Here is a 21307-nt window from a genome sequence, read left to right on the forward strand (position 1 = left end):
GGGATCACACAACTCGAAGGGTTGTGTGGCACCGCCATTTACACACACAGTTCGACTGTCACCTCGGACCGATGTGGCTACGACTTTCCGCGCAGTCTCTTCTCCAACGGCGTCGGAAACGACGGGACCACCGCGGTACCGTCGAGCAGGGCGGTGATCCGACCGGCTTCTGCTGCAACCTCTTTCGATACCGCAGACCCGACGTCCTCGAATAATTCCGTGACCACCGAACCGGTGGAATCCACGGCCCATCCGCCGACGATGCGTCCCTCCCACCAGATGGTCGGTCCGATATTTCCGAAGGTATCGAACAGTGGGGCCTTGTGTTCGCCGAGATACCAGTGTCGGTGCTTCCACCCCATCGGAGTGGGATCCAAGGCGGGAAGCAGTATCGCCCGAGGCGGGGCGTCCTGGAACACCGTGTCGGTCAACATGATTCCGTCACCCTCGGCCAGTTCGACGGCCACGGTGTCGAGTTCGGCGACCGCTCCACGGGTCTGCGTCTTGCTCCATCCCGTCCACCATTGCAGGTCGTCCAAGGTCGCCGGTCCGAACACGTCGAGCCAGCGCCGGGCCATATCGGCTCGGGCGGAAGTTTCGTCCAACTCGGGAATCCCGTTGGGCCACCACTGATCGATCGGTGCCCAGGCATGTCGGCGCGACGTCCACGCGCCGCGCGGCTCGACCCGTACCAGCTTTCCCTCCGCGGCCATCATCACCAACACTTCGGAGGTCACATAGCGTTTGACGTCGTACACCTTGTCCGTGGTCGGCAACAGAGCGGTCTTGAGTCCGGGTACTGCTGCGGACAGCTCCGCCCCGGTCGCCGTACCCATCGAGCGCAAGACGGCATCGGTCTCGGCTTCGGTTGCTGCGAGCCAGGATTCGACGTCGTCGATCACCGGTTCGGTCGGCAGCGTCGACACCTGCTTGATCAACCGGGTTCGCATCGTGCGGGCAACTCCGAGGCTGGCGGCAGCGTGGATCATCGGAACGTCGTCGTGCGCGACGACGAACATAGTGCGACGCATCGCCATCAAGCGAACCAAGCTACGGCGTTCGTACATCGCGTCACGAACGTCCGACAGTCCCAGCGATCGAGCGCGCGCAAGCACGGAGAGATACACGGTCGCGGGATCGGTGGCATGCAGTGCGAGCAACGACGACACCACGGATTCCGCACTCGGGGCGTCGGACAAGTGCTGCGCGACGAGCCGCTGTCGCCGCTGGACGTCGGTGATCTTCACGGGCTCAGTGTGACTGCTCGCGTGGCGCGGGACCGACGAAACCGGTGAGAAGCGCGTCGGCGATTTCGGTCATTCCGTGCGCGCGGGCATCGTCGGCGGCACCGATGTGGTCGTACTCGACGCGCTCGAACGACACCGTCCAGCTGCCCGTGCTGTGATAGTCCAGCACTGCGTATCGGGCGTGTGGAGACCCCGATTCCATGACGTGGGGGTAGGGCTTATCGTCGTCGTACGCGGGCGCGCCGACGCTGCCCGGATTCACGACGAGCGTGCCGCTGGGAAGAGTCCACTGGCGCTGCAGATGGGTGTGGCCGCAGGCGATGACAGATCGGTCCGTGAAACCTGCTGCCCGTTCGGTGATTTCGACCTCGGTTGCCTCGCGAGAGCCATGAGGGTCCACCGAGTGCAGGAAGTACTGCTGATCATCGGTGGGTGTTCCGTGTACTGCGAGGATTCCGTTGCCCAGCTCCAGCGAGAACGGGAGCGAACCCAGCCAACGTCGATGCTCGTCGTCGAGTCGATCGTGGGCATGCCGATCCCAACTGCCCATGGAATCGGGCTCCTGCTCGAGGAGGTAGCGATCATGATTGCCGGCGATGGTGGGGAAACCCAGTGCCATCAATCGATCCGCAGTTCGGCGCGGATGCAGTCCGCCGGAGAGTAGATCGCCGAGGTTCACCACGGAGTCGACGCATTGCCGTTCGATGTCTTCGAGGACGGCGTCGAGCGCCGCGATGTTGCCGTGAATATCGGCAATGAGAGCTACTCGCACAAGCACAGGATCGCAGCGTGGGCATTCGACTGCAACACGGCAACCCTCGTCGAGCGTTGGAGACTTCGCCCTCGGATCTCCATCTTCGATGGGTGATTTCTCCATAGACCCTCGACCGACTGGTCCATAGTGTGGTCCAAGTCACTTCCGTTCGATGGAAAGCCGAGCCCATGCCTGCAGTCACGACGAAGCCCGAAATCGAAACGAGGGTGGTCAAGAAGGTCGCCCGACGCATCATTCCGTTCCTCGGGGTGGCCTACTTCGTCAACTATCTCGATCGCACCAACATCGGTCTCGCCAAGCTCACGATGAGCGACGAGCTGGGGCTCACCGAGACGATGTTCGGATTGGCGTCCGGGCTGTTCTTCATCGGCTACCTGCTGTTCGAGGTGCCGAGCAACCTGGCCCTCCACAAGTTCGGCGCACGCCGCTGGATTGCACGCATCATGGTCTCGTGGGGAATCGTGGCCGCCGCCATGGCATTCGTACCCACAGCGGGCTGGCTGTACGGGCTTCGCATCGTTCTCGGCATCGCCGAAGCGGGCTTCTTCCCCGGTGTCCTGCTGTACATGACGATGTGGTTCCCGCGGGCCTATCGAGTTCGGCTGATGGGCTTGTTCATGCTGGCTCTGCCGGTCTCCTCGGCGCTGGGTGCGCCTCTGTCGAGCGCGATCATTCAGTACTGGGACGGAATGTTCGGACTCTCCGGTTGGCGCGTGATGTTCTTGTTCGAGGGCCTGCCGGCAATCGTTCTCGGTGTGATCACCTGGTTCTACCTGACCGATCGGCCGTCGCAGGCCACATGGCTGGATGACGACGAGAAGAATTGGTTGACAGCGGAATTGGAGTCCGAGGGCTCGTCGAAGAGCACGCACGTCACCGGCTCGGTCAAGCGGGCTCTCACCGACGCACGGGTATGGATGCTCGGGCTGGTGTACTTCGGGATCACCTACGGCCTGTATTCGCTGAGCTTCTTCCTGCCCAGCATCGTCGCCGGTTTCAAGAAGACGTTCGATACCGACTTCTCTCTCGTGACAACCGGGCTGATCGTCGCGGTTCCGTTCGCCGTGGGTGCTCTCGCCATGGTGTTGTGGAGCAGACATTCGGATCGGACCGGTGAGCGCACCTGGCATGTCGCGATCCCCACGTTGATCGGCGCGGTCTCCATACCTGTTGCGCTGTACATGGATTCGCCGTTCACCACGATGATCGCGGTGACGGTCAACGCAGTCGGAGTGTTCTGCGCGCTGCCGGTGTTCTGGTACCTGCCCAGTGCATTCCTCACCGGGGCAGGCGCGGCCGCGGGCATCGCGATCATCAATTCGGTGGGCAACCTGTCCGGCTTCGGCGCGCCGTACGTGACGGGCTGGCTACTCGACGCGACAGGGAACGCCCGCGCCGGACTGTGGGTCGTCGGCGGCGTCATGATGGTGGCCGTCGGGTTGGTGCTGGCGCTGCACCGTCGCACGGTGGGTGACAGCACGAGCAGTGATGCGGGAGCGCCGGTCTCGCACTGACGACCGAGTGGATCCGGAGCGGCAAGTCGTCTCGACGCCGAGCGGATCGGCTATCGATCCGCGACCCGTCGCCCGTCGACCCGGATCGTGGGGAGCCACGTCGCCAAGGTGCGCCCGAGGGTGGCGACCATGCGCGGTCCGAAGACACACAAGGTGCGTTCCCACGGGTGACCGAAGGTCCCTTCGGTGAATCCGTCGCGGGTGAAGATGTAGTAGTCGCCGTCCGGATAGACGGGTACCCGCCACTCGGCGTTCTCGGCCGGATCGGCGTGCGCTTGGGCATCGAAGCTGTAGCCGGGGTGTTGCCAGTCCAGGACCACAAACGTGGGGGCATCCGCAAATTCGGTGACGAAGCAGCGCAGGGCTTCCGCATTGACTGCGTCGACTCTCGCGGACCATGAGGCCATCGTGCGTACGGTGTCTGCGTCGAGGTCGAATGTCATCGACGGGGCAGGCTCGGCAATGGCCGGCCATGAGTCAGGTGTGGTCCCGGGCCGAAACCCGAACTTGTTGTCGAACCGCGACCAATGCTCCGATGTCACGCTTCGGTCGAGTTCGGTCCACCCGATGGGCAACGCAGAACCGAAGTCCATGGTCAGCTTGCTAGTCATAGGTCCATCGTCCCAGGGCTTGAGAGGCTGCGCTTTCAGGACGCGAATACCTTGCCCGGGTTCAGGATTCCGTGCGGATCCAGTGCCTTTTTCACCGCGCGGTGCATGTCCAGCACAACTGGGTCCAGCTCCTGTGCCAATCCGTCCATCTTGAGCAACCCCACGCCGTGTTCGCCGGTGACAGTGCCTCCGAGTTCCAGTGCAGCGTCGATGATCTCGGCGAAGGCGGCCTGAGCGCGCTCGCGGGCCGGGATGTCGTCGTGCGGGGTGATGAGCAACGGATGCAGGTTTCCGTCGCCCGCATGGGCGATGTTGGCGATCGTCGTCTCGTAGCGCAGGCCGATCTGTTCGATACGCGACAGCATCTCGGGCACATGCTTCTTCGGCACACAGACGTCCTCGGTCAATACCGGTCCGAGTCGCTCCATCGCGGGATACGCCAACCGCCGAGCAGAGAACAGGGCGTCGGCCTCCTCCTGATCGGTCGATACCGCAGACCACGTGGCTCCGGCCTCGTCGAAGCACGTCAGCATCTTCTCGGCCTGCTGGTCTCCGACGAGCCCCGGATCGTCGATCCGCCCGAGCAACACCACATTTGCCTCGACGGACAACCCCATGTTCTTCCAGGCGTCGACGGCGATGAGGCATTGCTTGTCGATCAGCTCGAGCGCGGACGGCGTCAATCCGGCGGCGGCCACTGCGGCCACGGCACGTCCGGCGTCGACGATCGAATCGAAGTACCCGGCAACGGTCCGTTGCGGATCCTGGAGCGGACGCAGTTTCAGGGTCACCTCGGTGATGATGCCGAGGGTGCCCTCCGATCCGACCATCAGGCCCGCAAGATCGTATCCGGCAACGCCTTTCGCGGTCTTACGCCCGAGTCGTACCAATTCTCCGGTACCGGTGACGATCTGCATCCCCATGACGTAGTCGCGGGTGACGCCGTATTTGACGCAGCACAGCCCACCGGCGTTGGTGGCCACGTTGCCGCCGATCGTCGACCACGGCGCACTGGCCGGATCCGGCGGATACCACAGGCCCTGCTCTGCGACGGCTGCTCTCAGGTGATCGTTGACGACTCCGGGTTCGACAACGGCATAACGCTCGAGTGCGTCGATCTCCTTGATGGTGTCCATCCCGTCGAGTGCGAGCACGACGCAGCCTTCGGTGGCGTTGGCTCCGCCGGACAAACCGGTACCCGCCCCGCGAGTGACGATCGGCGTTCCGTGGGCAAGACAGGCTCGAACGACGGTCTGCACCTCCTCGGCGGTCCGGGGCCGCACGACGGCAACGGGCAGCGAATACGGGGCCCACTCCGCCTCGTCGTGCTGGTAGGAGGCGATGACGTCCGGGTCGACCACGATGCGATCGGTGGGCAAGGCCTCGGACAGTTGTTCGACGAGCGTCATGTTCTCGACTCTAGCTGTGAGCTGGGTCTCGGCCAATGTAGGTTCTCTCTATGTCCGCGGAGAAGTCATGGATGGAACTTCTGCTCGACGACGCGTCGATCGATCGTCTGGAGGAGCACCGGAAGGCATTTCCAGGTGCCGAGGCGCACGCAGCTCTGCGGCTACGCGCCCTGCTGGATCAGCGACGTCAACGCAGCACGGAGTTGGCGGCACTGAACGACATCGCTGTGCGACTGACGACGGTGCGAGACAACCGTGCTCTTCTCCAAGAGGTCGTCGACCAGGCACGCAGGCTTCTCGGCGTCGACCTCGCCTACATGGGGTCCGTACAGGGAGACGAGTTCGTCATCGACGTCACCAGCGGAGCCCTGACTCCCCGACTCGTCGGCCTCCGGCTCGAACAGGACGCAGGGCTCGTCGGACTCATCGTGCGCAGTGCGTCGCCGTCGTGGACCCCCGACTACCAGAGCGAACCGGCGTTCCAGCACATCACCGGTGCGGACAGCGCGGCCCGGTCGGAGAACATGCGAGGTCTGCTGGGTGTGCCGCTGCGAGTGGGCGATCGAGTGATCGGCGCATTGTTTGCATGCAAGCGCCAGGAACGCGACTTCGCAGACAGTGAGATCGCCCTGCTCTCGGCACTGGCCGCGCACGCGGCCATCGCCATCGAGAACGTACGGACCATCGACCGGCTCGAGACGCTGAATGCCGAATTCTCCGAACGCACAGCCGAACTCGAACAGACACTGCAGTGGGACCGAACGTTGACCCAGGTGGTCCTGCGCGGCGGCGGCGTACGGACACTGGTGCGCGAGATTGCCGTATTGACCGAGCGTCCGGCGTACTTCGTTCCGGATGCCGCTGCGATTCCCGCGGCACTGGCCGTCCACTCGGCGGAGGTCGACGAACTGCTACGCATGTGTGGCGACGGCAAAGACTCCGTATCGACGCCGTCGATGACGGCTCATCGGGTGGCCGCAGCCGGACAATTCCTCGGCGCGCTGATCTCGATCGGACCGGACGATGCCAGGACGCGTCTGCTGCTCGATCGAGCCGCGCCTGCAGTGGCCCTGTCACTCGCCGAGGAGCGGGCCGCCGCCGATTCCGCGCGGCGCGCCCAGGATGCGTTCCTGGTGGACCTGCTCTCGCACCCGGCGTCCACTCCGGATGCCGAACGGCGACAACTCCATTTGGCCGGACTTGCCCCCGACACGTCTTACTGTGTAGCCATCGCGCAGGGTGCGTCGAGAACCAAGCTCGGCCGATTCCCGGCAGGATCTGTTGTCGCGGAGCAAGGTTCGAGCCTGATCGTGGTGGTGCCCGCGCACGATTCGGCGACGGTCACACCGATGTTCTTCGCCGGTGCCACCGTCGGAATCTCCGAGCCGAGCACCGGACCCGAGGCGCTGGCAAAGGGCTATCGGGAAGCTCGGCAGACCGTCGACGTGTTGGTCACCCTCGGCCGCGAGGGGGAAGCATGTTCGGCGCGGGGGCTGGGAATCTATCGAATTCTGCTCAGCCACTTGGCGCGTGAACATCTCGACGAACTCACGCAGGAAAAGTTGGGTCCGCTGTTGGCCGAGCAGAACAAGCGCGGGGTTCCGCTGATGGAGACACTCTCGACCTATCTGGCGCGTGGACGCCATCATTCGGCAACCGCGTCGGCTCTCGGGGTGCATGTCAACACGCTCTATCAACGACTCGACGCGATCGACCGTCTGATCGGAACGCACTGGCGCGACCCGGACAATGCTCTCGATCTTCAGGTCCTGATGCGGCTGCGCAGATCGGCCGACCTGCTGGGTCTGTGACGTCGATCGGGCTCTTCGGATCGGGGCCAGGCTCGCGGTGAGTCGGATAGCGTCGGGTCATGGCAGTCGACTTTTCGTGGTCTCAGTTTCTGTGGATAGTCTTCGTTTTCGTCGGCGTGCCGTCGACCTTCTGGGCGCTCCTTCTGTGGGCTCTGTTCTCGAGACTGCGAGAGGGGCCGGGGAAGGGATCTATGGGGCTATGGGCCACTGGATGGATTGCTGGCGCATCGGGTTTCGCCGCGTGTGCAGGGTGGCTGAGCTGGTCTGCCGACTATCGGGGCGAGTTCCGTGGACCGGGTCTTCCGGCCCCGAACGCGTTCCCGTCCTGGCAAGTGGCCGCGTGCGGGACGACGGTGGTGTTGCTATGCCTGCTGGCCGCGCATCTGTCGCGATGGGCGAATACCGGCGGACACGTCGCTGCGCTGGGTACGACCGCTGGGTTCTCGACGGCGTTCTGCGTCGACGCGAGCACCGATGTCACCGGGCAATCGGGCGTGGGTGTCATCCTGTGCATGATGGGCTGGGGTACCAGCTTGACACTGCTGATACTCGTTCGGAACGTGGTCGGTGGGCGAAAGCGGCCGGCGGTCGAGCCGTAACTGACGTCAGATCTCGATTCCCGTTGCCTCGACCATATTCGCCCACAATGCATCTCGCACCCGCGCGGAATCTCCGCGCCAGGAGGGATAGTGCGTCGGCCGCGGCGCTCGGTCGTGCCAGAATGTGCCGGTGCTGGTCAACGCGGGATCGGCGGCCACGAGCCAGACGATGGTGTCGGCACCGTCGTCGGCGCTGCGCAGAATTGGCTTCATCACCGAATCGAACAGTGGCATAGAGCCGGTGACGCCCGGCGTGGACGCCCAGCCCGGGTGCATGCTGTGCACCACCGGATCGTCCTCGAGCGAAAAGCGCTCGGCCAGTTGCTCGGCCACCACCACCTGCATTCGTTTCGTTCTGGCGTACGCCGTCATGCCGGAGTACTTGCCGTTCTCGTACTCGAAGTCCGGGTTCTGCAGCGGCACCGCATACATGCCGCCGCTCGATACGAACACCACCCGCGATCCGGCGTCGAACAATTCTCTCAGTCCCACCGTCAGCGCGACCGGTCCGAGAACGTGCGTGGCGAAAGCGGATTCGTGTCCCTGTGCCGACAACCGCCGCTCGTCCGGCATCACCCCGGCGCAATGTACGAGTGCATGCACCGATGTCAGTTCGGACGCCAACGCCGCGATCAGGGCCGCCACCGAATCGAGATCGCTGACATCGCACTCACGCACCACGAGAGAGGCGTCGGGCACTTCGGTTCGGATGGCAGCAGCGGCGGCGTCGAGTCGCTCGGCCGATCGTCCGACCAGGTGCACCCGCGCTCCGAGGCGGGCGAGCTGCTTCGCAGTAGCTGCTCCCAAACCCGAGGATGCGCCGGTGACCACCATGTCGATGGGGGAGGCGAACGGTAACGGATCGGCGGCCCAGAATCGCCGACGCACCGTCGCACCGATTCGGGAGTAACCGGGAACGACGGCTCTGTCGAGAATCGTGTCCACCGTGCGGCTCAGCAATGACATGCTGCGCCAGTACCCCGGGGAGTTGGGATGTATGCGCGTCGGCAGCGACTGCGCGATGCCATGATGAGTCCATGGCGCACACCACGGTCTCAGACGTCACCCGCGACATCCTCGCCGAACTGCCCGCCCATCGACGCGAGACGTTCGAGCTCCGCCTCGAACAGTGGTTTCCCGATCTGCACGACGCCGTCACGGCTGTCTACCCCGAGCCTGATGCAGTGGCTGCCACGCTCGTGGAGATCGCCGCCCGTGCGTACGCGGAGCGGTCCGAGGATCTGCACAGACTCGATCAGCGTCGACTGCTCGAACCCGATTGGTTTCAGCAGCCGGACATGTTCGGCTACGCCTGCTATGTGGACCGTTACGGCGAGACGCTGCGCGGAGTCGGTGAACGACTGGATCACCTGACCGATCTGGGTGTCACCTACCTGCATCTGATGCCGCTGCTTCGACCGCGGCCGGGCGACAACGACGGCGGCTACGCAGTGATGGACTATCGCGCGGTGCGAGAAGATCTGGGCACCAACGAGGATCTGCGTACACTCGCCGAAACTCTGCGCGGACGTGGTATCAGCATGGTGGTCGACCTGGTCCTCAATCACGTTGCCCGCGAACATGAATGGGCTGTCAAGGCGCGAGCCGGTGATCCGAAGTACCGCGACTATTTCTTGATCTACCCCGATCGGACGACCCCGGATTCCTACGAGCGCACCCTCCCCGAGGTATTTCCGGACTTCGCGCCGGGCAGCTTCACGTTCGACGACGAACTCGGCGAGTGGGTGTGGACCACGTTCAACGAGTGGCAGTGGGATCTGAACTGGGCCAATCCGGCTGTGCTGCAAGAGTTCGCGAGCATCGTGCTGCACCTGGCCAATCTCGGGGTGGAAGTGCTCCGCCTCGATGCGATCGCATTTCTGTGGAAGCGGCTCGGCACCAATTGCCAGAACCAGCCCGAAGTGCATGCGATCACCCAGGCTCTCCGAGCGACCGCTCGCCTTGCCGCTCCGGCAACGCTCTTCAAGGCCGAAGCAATCGTCGGCCCACGCGATCTGTTGCCGTATCTGGGGCAGGGCAGACACACCGGGCGAGTATCGGACGTCGCTTACCACAATTCGCTGATGGTGCAGGTCTGGTCGATGTTGGCCACGGGCAGTACGGCTTTGGCGCGTCATGCCCTGGCGTCGTTACCGCCCACGCCACCGAGTGGCACCTGGGTGACCTACGTGCGATGCCACGACGACATCGGCTGGGCCATCGACGACGGTGACGCGGCGTCGCTCGGACTGTCGGGTGCAGGCCATCGGCATTTTCTGGCCGACTGGTACTCCGGCGAGTTCGACGGTTCCTGGGCCGAAGGGCTTGTGTTCCAGTACAACCCGGACACCGGGGATCGCCGGATCAGTGGAACCGCAGCCGCGCTCACCGGTCTGGGCCCGGCCCGCCTGGATCCCGACGGCGCGTTCGGGCGAATCTTTCTGTCGCACGCCATCATTGCCGGATGGGGCGGCATTCCCGTCGTGTGGAGCGGTGACGAGCTCGGCTCGCCGGGAGACCCGAACTGGGCAGACGAACCGGCTCATGCCGAGGACAACAGGTGGGTGCATCGACCCCGCGTCACCGACGCCGACCGCGCCGGCCGATTCCAGCAGGGGAGCGACGCCCAACGAGTGTTCGACGGCATCGCTCGCATCGCGAAGGTGCGCTCCGGTCTACCGATGTTGCACGCCGAGGCGCCGGTCGACGTCCAGACCGAATCCGACGACGGCCTGCTCGTGGTGCGCAGACGTCATCCCAGCGGCACCCTGGTGGGGCTCTACAACGTCACTTCTGAGCACCGCCCGTTCCCCCATGCGCAGTTGATCGAGCTCGGCATCCCGGCCCCCACCGAGGTGCTCTCGCAGCACGACCTGGCGGTCGACGACAACGGATCGGTATGGCTGCCGCCGTACGCGGCCTGGTGGATCGTCGACAGCCCGTCGCGCTAGAGGACGCATTACCGTGACCGAGCTGTTACCCTCCCCGGGACGGTGGGGCTGGATACGAACAAGGGGACAATCTCGATGCGCGGTCGGTTACGAAGTACGGTGCTCGCTCTGGTAGCGGTCATGGTCGCCACGATGGCAACGGTGCTGATGGGGACCGGTGTGGCGAAAGCCGACTCCGAGCTGGTCTACGTCTACTCGCCGTCGATGGACAAGAACATCCCGATCAAGGTGCTCCGAGCTGCCGGTGGCGGCCCTGCACCCACGCTGTATCTGCTCGACGGGCTGCGTGCGCCCGAGGACAACAGCGGTTGGCTCATCGAAACCGACGTCGAGAGCTTCTTCGCCGACAAGCACGTCAACGTGGTCATTCCGTTCGGCGGCGGCGGAACCTTCTACTCGGACTGGCAGCGCGACGACCCCAAGCTCGGACGGGTGAAGTGGGAAACGTTCCTCACCCAGGAATTGCCGCCCTTCATGGCCGATCGTTTCGGTAGCGACAACGTCAACAACGCCGTGGCCGGCCTGTCGATGAGCGGCACCTCGGCACTGAACCTGGCGGCTCACCGGCCGGACTTCTACAAGGCGGTGGCGTCGTTCAGTGGCTACCCGACGGCCAGCAGCCCCGGATTCGCTCAGGGCATCTCGGTCGCCGTCGGCGAGATGGGCGGCAACGCGCGCAACATGTGGGGCACCTGGCCGTCGGCAGACTGGATCCGCAACGATCCGTCGCTCAATGTCGGCGCGTTGCGGAACACGGCAGTCTTCGTCTCTTCGGGTAGCGGCTCACCGGCGACGGACCCGGTGTTCAACCCGGCCAGCAGCCGCTTCGACCCCGTCAAGTTCGCGCAGATGGTGCCGCTCGAAACCGCCGCAGGCATGAGCAGTCGGGCATTCGTTCCGTTGTTGCAGGCCGCAGGCGGTCGACCCAACGTCAAGATCACCGGCACCGGCGTGCACTGGTGGAACCACTGGCAGCAGCATCTGCACGAGGCGTGGTTCGAGACCATTGCCCCGGCAGTCGGCGGTTGATCGACAGCGAGTAATCGATAGTCCGACCCGGGTGATTCTCGCTACGATTCCGACATGAATGCACCCGTCATCGCCGTGGACTACACGGTTCTCGACTGTCCCGATCCGGCAGCGCTCGCCCGGTTCTACAGCACGATCCTCGGCTGGGAACCGGTGCGCGACGACGGAGATTGGGTGGTCGTCCACGGTCCGGGCGAACTCCGGTTGGCCTTCCAGAAGGCCCCCGACTTCACCCCGGTCGACTGGCCGAACGACGGCATCAAGATTCACCTCGATTTCGTCGTCGACGAGATGGAACGGGCCCGCGACTTCGTCGTCGAGGCCGGAGCGACGTTGATCGACGACGCGCACGAGTCGTTCTGGGTGTACCGAGACCCGGTCGGCCACATCTTCTGTCTCTGCAAGAGAGACTGATCTGCGTTACGCGACCTGCGCGGCCGGCAGAGCTCGGCCGAGCCGATGATCCTCTTGCTCGCCGAGCCAGCGGGCGAGAACCTGGCATCCGGTGAGGCCGTCTGCGTACGGCTCCGACGCGTAGGCGATGTGCCGACCGCCACCCGAGTTGGTCCACACCCATCGTCTCCAGCCGAGCGACGTGGGCAGGTACCCGGCCACCTCGGTGGCCGCGGTACGGAGGCGTCGAACATCTTTCGCCCACTGGGCCGGTCGTAGGCGAGTACGAGTCGCGTTCTGAAAGCTGTTGCTGCGCACGAGTAGCCAGAGCTCGCGCAACCAGGTCTCGGTCGTGCGGAACGACATCCAGCGCGTCAGGTCGGCGATGTCGCGAACGAGGCTGTCGTCGCTGGCGTTGCAGATCATGTCCGACGCGAGAGCTATCCAGTGGGTCGGAATCGACTCCGGCAGAGCCGGCCCGGTTCCGGCAACCCCGCGGCCGGTGCAGCCGGGCACCGCACCGGTCGGCTGCTGTGGATCCGAGACCAGACCGGCCGCGACGATGCGGCTGCCGTCGACGATTCCGTCGTGAACGAGGCCCAGTACTTCGCGAACGACCGTGGCTCCCTGCGAATATCCGATCAGAGCTAGAGGTCCAGTGGTGTTCTCGATCGCGCGGCGCAGGCGACGAACTCCGAGTTCGGTGCTGTGCCGGTAGCTCAGTCCCCCGAACGCAACGGGCCCGTACGACGCCGGGTAGCCCACCCAGCGGCCGACGAAGCGATCGTCGAGTGCGCCGACGACACACGACAGGAGACCGGTGACGCGGGTCCGATGGTCGGCCGGACGCGATTCGCCGGTGCCGCCGACCGCGAGTACGGTTACCTGCTCCTGGTTCATGGTTACCGAGTGTGGCCGACGAACCTGAGCCGAACGCCCGACAAATGCTGAGAACTGTCTGGCATTGACTCGTTCAACTCAGTGCGGCACGTACGTCGTCGAGGCCATCGCGCAGAAGTGTCTGGTAGCGATCCGGATCCGGTACGGCCGCTCGGTTGGACGTCACGCTGATCGCGACGGTGTTGCCGATACCGTGCACGCCGTGCGTGAGGCTCATGGCAGGGGAGAGGGCAGGGAACCCTGCCGTGAACCGAACGGGCCCGCCGCCGAGCGTGAGGTCCGCTGCACCGCGCGAGACACTGGATACGACCGTGTTGCCCGTGACGGTCGGCGGCACCGCAGTCGGATCGAACTGTGCGACTCCCCACGCCGCCAGGAATGCCGGGACGTGGCGTTCTGTCTCGTTCTGAGATGCGCGGGCTGTCAACGACACCGGGTGACCTGCTCGCGCTCTGCGCTCGGCCAGGTCTGCGGCCACGAGTCGGCTGCGAGTCCGCAGGTCCGGTTCGGCGGGAAACAAGCCGACGCCGACGTTGCCGAAGTTGTTGCGTGCGCCCACTGCAGCCGTCTGTGCGACGGTGACCTCGGCGGCGAGATCGGCCCAAGCATCGTCCGAATCGCCGAGGAACCGTTGGAGTGCAACGGAAATGGCGGTCAGAGCAGTGACGGTGATCGAGGTGTCGGCGAACTGGAGAGCCGACTTGGGCAGCACGATCGTTCGCAGATCCGTCCGGTCCGTAGGCACAACGTCGAGAGTCGTCAACGCGCGAGAACGTGCAGGAGGAGGGACCGAACCGGACGCGGTGTGTTCCTCCAATCGCAGTGCGTCGCGTCGCGCCCGAATGCCGGCGCGAGCCATGCGCACTACTCGCACAGGCAGAGTCAGGGCGGCGACGGCGGCGGTCAGGGGTGCGGGTGGCACAGTCGGTGTAACGGGCCGAGAGGGCACGGGTTGTGTACCGAACAGCTCGCGAGCAGTGCGGGCGGCCAGTACACCGTCCGCGGCTGCGTGCGACAGTTGCAGAACAGCAACAAGACTCGGTCCGTCACACGCAGGAGCACCCGATACGTTCGGATACAGGTGCAGATGCCAGACCGTGTGTCGCGGGTCGACCTGACGCTCGAACGATGACGCGACGGCGTCGAGACACTCCTGCCACGTCCGGGGTTCGGGGTGAACGCTGATCGTGTCCGCGGCGGGGTCCATCGCAGTCCAGTGCGGACGCTCGAGACCGAACGGAACCTCTGTAATTCGAAGACCGAGCACCTCGATACCGGCGCTGCGAATGCGCAGCCGTCGCACCGTGGACTCCAGTGGTTCGCGCGCTCCCTCGAAGCAATACAGCAGAAACTGGTCACTGGGCACCTTCGACGCCATCCAGTACGCCTGCGCATCGACCGGGTGGAGACGCGCAGAGCCCGACAACAGAGTTTCGGCGATCGCACAGGGCACACCAGAAGCTTAGGGCGTGCATCGCCGGTCGACGGTCTCGAAACAGACCGGTTTCGTTCTGTGAGCTGTCACGACGTTCGGCCCAGGACTTCTGCATCGGCCTCGGCGTTTTCGGCGTGAATCGACGCTAGCCTGATCCAATGCACCACCGCGCCCCGATATCACGACGCCCGCGCCGCCGCGGGCGGGTGTCGTGACACCGCGGGTCGCGTCGGGATATCGAGCAGGGCTTCGCTTTTCGACCAACGCGGCAGCATCGGCCGACTACGCCACCGATATCTCCTACACCGAATACGGGTCGTCCGCCTGCACCCTCGGAACAGCCGCGGACAACACCGTCTTTCTCGCCCCGGCATACACCGTCGACGGCGTCGGAGTTCTGCAGTCCTCCGATTTCGGACAATCCTGGCGAGCATCGGTGCCGGACGGCACGGTGAACACCGGCCGCCGAGCGCACATGTACTTCGACGATGCCGACGACCGGCTGTTTCTCACCGCCGGTCGCGTCGACTCGACACCGACGCGCATGTTTCGATCGGGCTTCGACCTCGGAATCAGCGACGACCGAGGTCGAACGTGGCGCTTCCGGAGAGTGGCAGCCAAGGCCAGGACAGGTGCCAAGGTATTCGCCGGACCTCGGGTGTCCGCACCGGACGCGTCGTCTCCGTCATCTGCTCGCGTGACGTACCTGTCCGCTCCCACGCCGTTCGCCCTCCGGGTGCGACCGCTGATCAATGCCACTCGCCAGGTGATCTGGCGTTCGTACGACGGCGGGATCAAATGGGAGGTAGCCGGCGGGTTCGACATCGACCCGAAAAACATTCCGGGACTTCCCGGTACGGACTACGTCGCATTCGGCACCGGTGTCGTCGGCCCGGACGGCACGGTCTACATCGGCGGCCGATACGGCCGTCGTTTCGCGGTCGCGGTCAGCCGCGACGAGGGTTTGACCTGGGATGTCCGCATAGTCCCCGGATCGGCGCTCGCCAAATATCACAACCCGTTGCACCTTCTGCTGCTCGCTTCCCGATACCTACTGCCGGAGTCGGTCGCCGTCGACTGCGACGGCACCCTGTACGCCCTGTGGCCGGACCGGGACGGGTTGCTGCACGCTTCGTGGTCTTCCGACGGCGCGAACAGCTGGTCGAGACCCGTCGTGGTGTCCGCTCCGGGAGTGCGAGGTGCGCGGTTCGGCGCGATCACCGCAACGGGATCGGGGCGCGTCGGAATTTCGTACTACGGGCGTGAGGTCGGCCGCGCATTCCACGGCTTCATTGCGCAGAGTCGCGACTTCCGCACTGCAGGACCGGTTTTCGTCGGTGGAAAGTACAACGAACCCGATGCTCCGCTGTTTCCGTACGGGTTCCGTCGAGGTTTCCCCGGCTCCGTTTTCAGGCGATCTCTCGACGAGATGGTGCGGGTCCGGTTCGCGCCCAACGGAGATCTCGTGACCGGAGCGGTCATGCAGATGCGCGGGCGGAACCGCTTGCGTCCCTGGGCCGCACGCGCGCGGCGCACCGAGATGCAGGCGGTTCTGGGTCGGCTCGGCCGCATCGAACGTTCCTGATGCAGCGAAAAGCCGTGCAGCGCAGAGCTACACGGCTTTTCGATCGTTCGATTGGACCTGAGTCAGGCGACGTTCACCAGGCCGACCGTCGGGAAGAAGAAGCAACTCTTGTCCGAGCCGTCGATTGCCTTGTGGTTCACGGTGCCGAACACCGCGGCCAGAACGGTTCCCGATCCGGTTTGCACGGGGACAGCGCGTGCACCGGCAGCGGGCAACGCATTGAGTGCGTTGACCACGAGGGGCCGGGCCATATCCTTCAACTCCGCCGGAATTCCGGAGTTGTCGAGGATCGACTGGGCCATGGTGGTGACCAGGCCGCCGAAGTCTGCGAAGCCGCCCTGCAGGGTGTTGACGTTGAACCACGCCACCTGCATGCCGGACTTGTCGGCCGAATCGTTGACGATGCCGGCCGGAACGAACGCGAACATCGTCTCGCCCTTGTCGACGGCATTGAGATCGGGAATCTGCAAGGACGGCACACCTGGGATTGTGGGGATGGCGGGTGCCTTCAGTTGCGGCCACGGTCCGCCGGCACCACCGGCGACGCCCGGCACGATTCCGAGCGGCGCGCCCGGTGTGGCGGCGCAGTTGATCGCAGCGGTCGGGTAGAAGAACGGCGTGATGCCGAAGTCGGTGAGAGCCTTGTTGGCCGCGTCGAGGGCAGCGAAGGGGTCTGCGGAGGTGTTCTCGGCGACCGGGGTGCGCGAGTCGGCGATGGCAGTCGCTGCGGCGAGCGAGGCACCGTCTTGCCCCTGCAATGCGGCGATCGCCCGGGCGAGCGGATCGGCGGGAGCCGGATCCGCTGCCGCAGTGGCGGGAACGGCGAGCAATGCCGCGCAGGAGAGCGCGAGCGCGCCCGCCAGACGGCTGAGGCGACGAGACATGTGTGACTCCTGTGACTTATGTGGCTGATGTTGCGTGTGCGCTGATATCACCACACATCATCTTGGCGTCACAAGCTCAGCTGTAGACCGTTGTGCAATCGAGACGGACTCGCGCACCCTGCGTCAGCCGACGTCGATGCCGAAATCGCGCACGATGCCCTCCAGGCCGGACGCGTAGCCCTGACCGATTGCGCGAAACTTCCATTCGGCACCGCGGCGGTACAACTCGCCGAAGACCATCGCAGTCTCGGTCGACGCGTCATCGCTCAGATCGAAGCGCGCGAGTTCGCGGCCGTCGGACTTGTCGACCACGCGAATGAAGGCGTTGACGACCTGACCGAAGTTCTGTCCCAACGCGTCCGCGTTGTGAATCGATACCGGAAATGCAATGGAATCCACCTCGGGTGTCAGCGCTGCAAGGTCCACGTCGATGCTCTCGTCGTCGCCTTCGCCCTCACCAGTGCGGTTGTCTCCGGTGTGCTCGATCGCGCCGTCGGGGGACCGCAGGTTGTTGTAGAAGACGAAGTAGTTGTCGTTGAGCGCCTTCTTGTCGGTACCGAGGCCGATCGCGCTCGCGTCGAGGTCGAAGTCCCCGCCGGTGGTGGAGCGAACGTCCCAGCCCAGACCGACGGTGACCGCGGTCAAGTTCGGTGCTTCCTTCGTCAGCGAGACATTTCCGCCCTTGGCGAGTGTTACGCCCATGTCCAACCACTCCTTCACGCGTCGTTCGTGCTTCGTCCTCCCCACCCTATTCATGACTGCGGGTGCGGTGCTCGAGTTGCATGTGTGAACGACGAGCCACGCGGGTGGGGTGTGAGCAGTGGGGCTGGCGGTGCACATGTGTTTGTGATGGGATACGACAAAACATCGGAAAATAGCAGTGACGGCGCGTTTCGTTACGTAGGCGCGCCGTGGCAATCGAACGGCATGGGAGATTTTGTGCAGGTTTCGCGACGTGAACTGTTCAAGTACGCCGCGGCCGGCTCCGCAGCCGCCGTCGGCCTGGCCGCGTTGGGTTCGGCCACCGCTCATGCAGACGCGGGGCTGGGAACGCTCGTCGACTACGCGGGAGGGGTGCCGTCGGCGTCGGCCATCAAGAGCGCAGGCCATCTCGGAGCTGTCCGCTACGTGTCGGATCGGCGTCCCGACGCGACCTGGATGGTCGGCAAGCCGATGACCGCGTTGGAGGCGCAGTCCCTCACCGAGGCCGGCCTGGAGGTGGTCTCCAACTACCAGTTCGGTAAGGGTGCCACCGCAGATTGGCGAGGCGGGTACGTTGCGGGCGTCAAGCATGCGAAACGTGGACTCGAGCTACATCTGGCGGCCGGTGGCCCGTCCGATCGGCCGATCTACGCATCGATCGACGACAACCCGACAGCCGTCGAGTTCGCCACCCTCATCGCGCCGTACATCTTGGGCTGGCAGTCGGTGATCGGAGCGGAGAACACCGGTATCTACGCGAATTCTCCGACCATCGAATTGGCGTCCGTCGCAGGACTGGGCCAGTGGTATTGGCAGCACAATTGGGGGACCCCGAAGGGGTTCGTACATCCCGAAGCGCACATTCACCAGATTCGTATCGACAAGGACACGGTGGGTGGAGTGAAAGTGGATATCAACAATGTCTTGAAGTCCGATTACGGCCAGTGGTCGAAATCCGGTGCCGACATCGTCTGAATACCATCCGTGTAATTCGGCGGTCTTTTCTCCGGCCGATAAGCACGAAAACAATTCGCCCCCGGCTTCGAGGAAGCCGGGGGCGAATTGCTGTGGTCTCGTGAGCTACGGAACGTAGACCGTGCCGATCGTCGGCAGGAAGTTGCAGCTGCGCGGCGGCGCTGCGGCGTCTTCCTTGGACTGAGTGGTGATCGATCCGGACACCACGGACAGCACGCGACCGGGGCCGGTGTCGGCGATGGCCGACAACGTCGCGGGGCCGTCGGCGTTGATCTTGGCTGCGCCGGTCAGGTCCTGGGTTCCCGATCGGCGGTTGTCGATGTTGAGCCACGTCACGGTGAGCGGAGCGGACTGCTGCGCGGCGAGAGGCGCGGTACCGAGGGCGGTGAACACGAAACCGGCCTGGCCTGCAGCCGGTCCGGGGGGCGGCAACGTGGCCGGTCCGGGAACGGCCAAGGCGGTTCCGACGGAATCTGCGGTGTCGGAGATGCAGCCCTTGCCCAGGGTCGGGTACAGGAACTGTGCGATGACGGGGCCGTCGGAGGGCAGCTCGGGCCCGCCGCCGCCGGATCCGTCCAGGAAGGTGATGACCGATTCCAGCAGCGACTTGACCTGGTCCGGAAGCTGCGCGGTTTCGAGAAGTGCGCGAGCCTGGCCGAGGAGATCTGCTGCGGGAGCGGCACCCACATCGGCCGGTCCTGCAGCTGCACCGACGATTGCAGGCGCGAAGGACGCGAGTGCCTCGATGTCGGAGAGGTTGGGTAGGGGTTCACCGGGAGCGGGCAGGAACTGGGCGATCAGCGCTGCGGGATCGGCCGGAGCAGCCGGCAGATCTGCCGGAGCCATGGGCACCAGAGGCTGAGCGGATGCGCTGGTCGGCACAACGAGTGCGGCGGCTGCGGCCACAGCCAGAGCTGTGACGACGCGACGCGTTCCGCGAGTACGAAGCACGGTGATATTCCCCATTCTGATCATGACGCAGGTCCACGGCGACAGCCGGTGCCCGAGGGGTCACTCTATGTAGAGCGATCCCGGATGTACAGCCGTAGTAGGTCCAGTCCTCCCCGGCTGAACTCTATCGAGGATTCTATGGGCCACGCGCTGCGAATTCTCCGCAGAATCGAACAATAGCGTGTTACACGAGTGACCAGTGTGAAAGGTGATGTAAATGTTACGAGCGGATCGGCACGGTTAGGGTGGGTATCGATCGCCCTATAAGCTCGGCTGTCGATAAACGGCATCGATACCGAACGGAACCACACGCACCGTGAACCGACTTGTTCGGCTGGCCCCCGTTCTGCTGGCAGTTTCGGTGATCAGCCGATTCGTCTGGGCGTTCGTCACCCCCAACGGTATGAACCTCGTCGACCTGCACGTCTACGTCGAAGGCTCCGCTGCGCTGCTCGGCGACAACCTGTACGACTACACGTACTCGGTGCAGACCCCGGACTTCCCGCTGCCGTTCACGTACCCACCGTTCGCCGCCCTGGTGTTCTTCCCGCTCCATTATCTGCCGTTCACGGTGGTCGGCATCGTCTGGCAGGCCGCGACGATGATCGCGTTGTTCGCAGTGGTCCGGCTCGCCCTGTCGATGGTTCTCGGCGACGACCGGGCCGCCGAGAACCGCTGGGTGAGAATCGCCATGTTGTGGACCGCGCTGGGGCTGTGGTCCGAGCCCGTGCGCACCACCCTCGATTACGGCCAGGTCAACGTGTTCCTGGTGCTGCTGGCGCTACTCGCGGTACGCAGCTCGCGCTGGTGGGTGGCGGGCGGACTCGTGGGGTTCGCCGCGGGCATCAAGCTGACCCCGGCCATCACGGGCCTGTACTTCCTCGCCACTCGGCGGTGGAAAGCTGCAGCATTCTCTGCGGTGGCATTCGCGCTCAGTGTCGCGGTCAGCTACGCGGTGCTGGGGCGTCAGGCGGCCACGTACTTCACCACGTTGCTCGGCGATGCCGACCGCATCGGACCCGTCGGCTCGGTCTGGAATCAGTCTCTGCGTGGAGCTCTGAGCCGGATCGTGGGCGAGGACGTCGGCCAGGGACCGCTGTGGATCGCCGCCGCAGTGATCGCCGTGGTTCTCGCTGTGCTGGCATGGCGGGCACTCGACCGCCGCGACCACCTGGGAACCCTGGTCATCGTCCAACTCCTGGGCCTGTTGGTGTCGCCGATTTCGTGGTCGCATCACTGGATCTGGGTGATTCCGATGGTGATCTGGCTGCTGCACGGGCCGTTACGCGATATCGCCGGAGCCAAGATCGTTGCCGGCTACTGGCTGGTGACGGTCACGGTGGGGGTGCCCTGGTTGCTGAGCTTCTTCCAGGAATCGATCTGGACCATTCCCCGTCCCGGCCTCGAGGCCTGGGCCGGTGCCGTCGACGTGATCGGATCTGCTCTGTTCCTCGGCTGGGTCGCCTATGCGGGACGGGCCAGGAGTGGAGCCCGCGGAACGACCGTGTGAGTCAGGAGTGGAGCCCGCGGAACGAC

At 64.7% G+C, this 21307-nt stretch carries 19 protein-coding genes; 9 read left to right on the plus strand and 10 right to left on the minus strand.

All coding sequences use genetic code 11. The features are described from left to right. Positions 1-77 precede the first annotated feature (77 nt). Both JLZ96_RS21195 and JLZ96_RS21200 read right to left on the minus strand, forming a co-directional pair. On the minus strand, positions 78-1247 hold the full coding sequence (locus JLZ96_RS21195; protein ID WP_201011181.1) for a winged helix DNA-binding domain-containing protein: 1170 nt from the start codon (positions 1245-1247) through the stop codon (positions 78-80). Between the two features lie 4 nt (positions 1248-1251). Next, entirely contained in the window at positions 1252-2019 is a 768-nt protein-coding gene (locus JLZ96_RS21200) for a metallophosphoesterase (RefSeq protein ID WP_201011182.1), read from the minus strand. A 170-nt stretch (positions 2020-2189) separates the two neighbouring features. On the opposite strand from JLZ96_RS21200, the gene JLZ96_RS21205 reads away from it, so the two are divergent. Then, positions 2190-3536 (plus strand): MFS transporter, encoded by a 1347-nt coding sequence (locus JLZ96_RS21205; RefSeq protein WP_201011183.1) that lies wholly within the window; start codon positions 2190-2192, stop codon positions 3534-3536. A gap of 50 nt (positions 3537-3586) precedes the next feature. Here JLZ96_RS21205 and JLZ96_RS21210 read toward each other — a convergent pair whose 3' ends face one another. Both JLZ96_RS21210 and JLZ96_RS21215 read right to left on the minus strand, forming a co-directional pair. Then, the gene (locus JLZ96_RS21210; RefSeq protein WP_201011184.1) at positions 3587-4147 is read right to left on the minus strand and encodes a DUF2716 domain-containing protein; all 561 of its coding nucleotides are present in this window, start codon (positions 4145-4147) and stop codon (positions 3587-3589) included. Between the two features lie 35 nt (positions 4148-4182). Then, the gene (locus tag JLZ96_RS21215) at positions 4183-5556 is read right to left on the minus strand and encodes an FAD-binding oxidoreductase (RefSeq protein ID WP_201011185.1); all 1374 of its coding nucleotides are present in this window, start codon (positions 5554-5556) and stop codon (positions 4183-4185) included. Positions 5557-5627: 71 nt separating this feature from the next. On the opposite strand from JLZ96_RS21215, the gene JLZ96_RS21220 reads away from it, so the two are divergent. Further along, positions 5628-7367, plus strand: a complete 1740-nt coding sequence (locus tag JLZ96_RS21220; RefSeq protein WP_201011265.1) for a GAF domain-containing protein — start codon at positions 5628-5630, stop codon at positions 7365-7367. Between the two features lie 59 nt (positions 7368-7426). Next, a complete protein-coding gene (locus JLZ96_RS21225) occupies positions 7427-7966 on the plus strand; it encodes a hypothetical protein (RefSeq protein WP_201011186.1) in 540 nt (179 codons plus the stop codon). 6 nt (positions 7967-7972) lie between these two features. On the opposite strand, the gene JLZ96_RS21230 is transcribed toward JLZ96_RS21225, so the two are convergent. Then, complete coding sequence (locus JLZ96_RS21230; RefSeq protein WP_201011187.1) at positions 7973-8932, minus strand: SDR family NAD(P)-dependent oxidoreductase; 960 nt, start codon at positions 8930-8932, stop codon at positions 7973-7975. A 71-nt stretch (positions 8933-9003) separates the two neighbouring features. On the opposite strand from JLZ96_RS21230, the gene JLZ96_RS21235 reads away from it, so the two are divergent. From JLZ96_RS21235 to JLZ96_RS21245, 3 genes are all read left to right on the plus strand, one after another. Next, positions 9004-10917, plus strand: coding sequence for an alpha-amylase family protein (locus tag JLZ96_RS21235; protein WP_201011188.1), 1914 nt, complete (start codon positions 9004-9006; stop codon positions 10915-10917). A gap of 75 nt (positions 10918-10992) precedes the next feature. Beyond that, the gene (locus JLZ96_RS21240) at positions 10993-11946 is read left to right on the plus strand and encodes an alpha/beta hydrolase family protein (RefSeq protein WP_032369664.1); all 954 of its coding nucleotides are present in this window, start codon (positions 10993-10995) and stop codon (positions 11944-11946) included. A gap of 54 nt (positions 11947-12000) precedes the next feature. Next, positions 12001-12360: a VOC family protein gene (locus JLZ96_RS21245; RefSeq protein ID WP_032375443.1), complete on the plus strand. Its 360-nt coding sequence runs from the start codon at positions 12001-12003 to the stop codon at positions 12358-12360. 6 nt (positions 12361-12366) lie between these two features. On the opposite strand, the gene JLZ96_RS21250 is transcribed toward JLZ96_RS21245, so the two are convergent. Then, complete coding sequence (locus JLZ96_RS21250; RefSeq protein ID WP_201011189.1) at positions 12367-13239, minus strand: PE-PPE domain-containing protein; 873 nt, start codon at positions 13237-13239, stop codon at positions 12367-12369. Between the two features lie 73 nt (positions 13240-13312). Then, positions 13313-14692: a wax ester/triacylglycerol synthase domain-containing protein gene (locus JLZ96_RS21255; protein WP_201011190.1), complete on the minus strand. Its 1380-nt coding sequence runs from the start codon at positions 14690-14692 to the stop codon at positions 13313-13315. A 193-nt stretch (positions 14693-14885) separates the two neighbouring features. On the opposite strand from JLZ96_RS21255, the gene JLZ96_RS21260 reads away from it, so the two are divergent. Further along, positions 14886-16259, plus strand: a complete 1374-nt coding sequence (locus JLZ96_RS21260) for a sialidase family protein (RefSeq protein WP_201011191.1) — start codon at positions 14886-14888, stop codon at positions 16257-16259. Between the two features lie 62 nt (positions 16260-16321). Here the strand turns inward: JLZ96_RS21260 and JLZ96_RS21265 are convergent, their stop codons facing one another. Both JLZ96_RS21265 and JLZ96_RS21270 read right to left on the minus strand, forming a co-directional pair. Continuing rightward, positions 16322-17143 carry a hypothetical protein gene (locus JLZ96_RS21265; protein WP_032390341.1) on the minus strand — a complete coding sequence of 274 codons (822 nt, stop codon included), beginning with the start codon at positions 17141-17143 and terminating at the stop codon, positions 16322-16324. A gap of 123 nt (positions 17144-17266) precedes the next feature. Next, positions 17267-17845, minus strand: a complete 579-nt coding sequence (locus JLZ96_RS21270) for a TerD family protein (RefSeq protein WP_201011192.1) — start codon at positions 17843-17845, stop codon at positions 17267-17269. Between the two features lie 225 nt (positions 17846-18070). Here JLZ96_RS21270 and JLZ96_RS21275 point away from each other — a divergent pair, with 225 nt between their 5' ends. Beyond that, positions 18071-18820 carry a DUF1906 domain-containing protein gene (locus JLZ96_RS21275; RefSeq protein WP_094622663.1) on the plus strand — a complete coding sequence of 250 codons (750 nt, stop codon included), beginning with the start codon at positions 18071-18073 and terminating at the stop codon, positions 18818-18820. Between the two features lie 105 nt (positions 18821-18925). On the opposite strand, the gene JLZ96_RS21280 is transcribed toward JLZ96_RS21275, so the two are convergent. Further along, entirely contained in the window at positions 18926-19786 is an 861-nt protein-coding gene (locus JLZ96_RS21280) for a hypothetical protein (protein WP_045840775.1), read from the minus strand. Between the two features lie 301 nt (positions 19787-20087). Between JLZ96_RS21280 and JLZ96_RS21285 the strand changes: the two genes are divergently transcribed. Continuing rightward, a complete protein-coding gene (locus JLZ96_RS21285) occupies positions 20088-21281 on the plus strand; it encodes a mannosyltransferase (protein WP_201011193.1) in 1194 nt (397 codons plus the stop codon). Positions 21282-21307 lie beyond the last annotated feature (26 nt).

Origin of the sequence: Rhodococcus sp. NKCM2511, assembly GCF_014905595.1 — a bacterium.
In the GTDB taxonomy this organism is placed as follows: domain Bacteria; phylum Actinomycetota; class Actinomycetes; order Mycobacteriales; family Mycobacteriaceae; genus Rhodococcoides; species Rhodococcoides fascians.

Bases quoted from the DNA above. Each gene is read 5' to 3' on its own strand.
- JLZ96_RS21280 (WP_045840775.1), bottom strand. From the start codon at position 19,786: ATGGGGAATATCACCGTGCTTCGTACTCGCGGAACGCGTCGCGTCGTC.
- JLZ96_RS21235 (WP_201011188.1), top strand. From the start codon at position 9,004: ATGGCGCACACCACGGTCTCAGACGTCACCCGCGACATCCTCGCCGAA.
- JLZ96_RS21210 (WP_201011184.1), bottom strand. From the start codon at position 4,147: ATGACTAGCAAGCTGACCATGGACTTCGGTTCTGCGTTGCCCATCGGG.
- JLZ96_RS21245 (WP_032375443.1), top strand. From the start codon at position 12,001: ATGAATGCACCCGTCATCGCCGTGGACTACACGGTTCTCGACTGTCCC.
- JLZ96_RS21220 (WP_201011265.1), top strand. From the start codon at position 5,628: ATGGAACTTCTGCTCGACGACGCGTCGATCGATCGTCTGGAGGAGCAC.
- JLZ96_RS21215 (WP_201011185.1), bottom strand. From the start codon at position 5,556: ATGACGCTCGTCGAACAACTGTCCGAGGCCTTGCCCACCGATCGCATC.
- JLZ96_RS21265 (WP_032390341.1), bottom strand. From the start codon at position 17,143: ATGTCTCGTCGCCTCAGCCGTCTGGCGGGCGCGCTCGCGCTCTCCTGC.
- JLZ96_RS21240 (WP_032369664.1), top strand. From the start codon at position 10,993: ATGCGCGGTCGGTTACGAAGTACGGTGCTCGCTCTGGTAGCGGTCATG.
- JLZ96_RS21250 (WP_201011189.1), bottom strand. From the start codon at position 13,239: ATGAACCAGGAGCAGGTAACCGTACTCGCGGTCGGCGGCACCGGCGAA.
- JLZ96_RS21275 (WP_094622663.1), top strand. From the start codon at position 18,071: ATGGGAGATTTTGTGCAGGTTTCGCGACGTGAACTGTTCAAGTACGCC.
- JLZ96_RS21225 (WP_201011186.1), top strand. From the start codon at position 7,427: ATGGCAGTCGACTTTTCGTGGTCTCAGTTTCTGTGGATAGTCTTCGTT.
- JLZ96_RS21205 (WP_201011183.1), top strand. From the start codon at position 2,190: ATGCCTGCAGTCACGACGAAGCCCGAAATCGAAACGAGGGTGGTCAAG.
- JLZ96_RS21270 (WP_201011192.1), bottom strand. From the start codon at position 17,845: ATGGGCGTAACACTCGCCAAGGGCGGAAATGTCTCGCTGACGAAGGAA.
- JLZ96_RS21230 (WP_201011187.1), bottom strand. From the start codon at position 8,932: ATGTCATTGCTGAGCCGCACGGTGGACACGATTCTCGACAGAGCCGTC.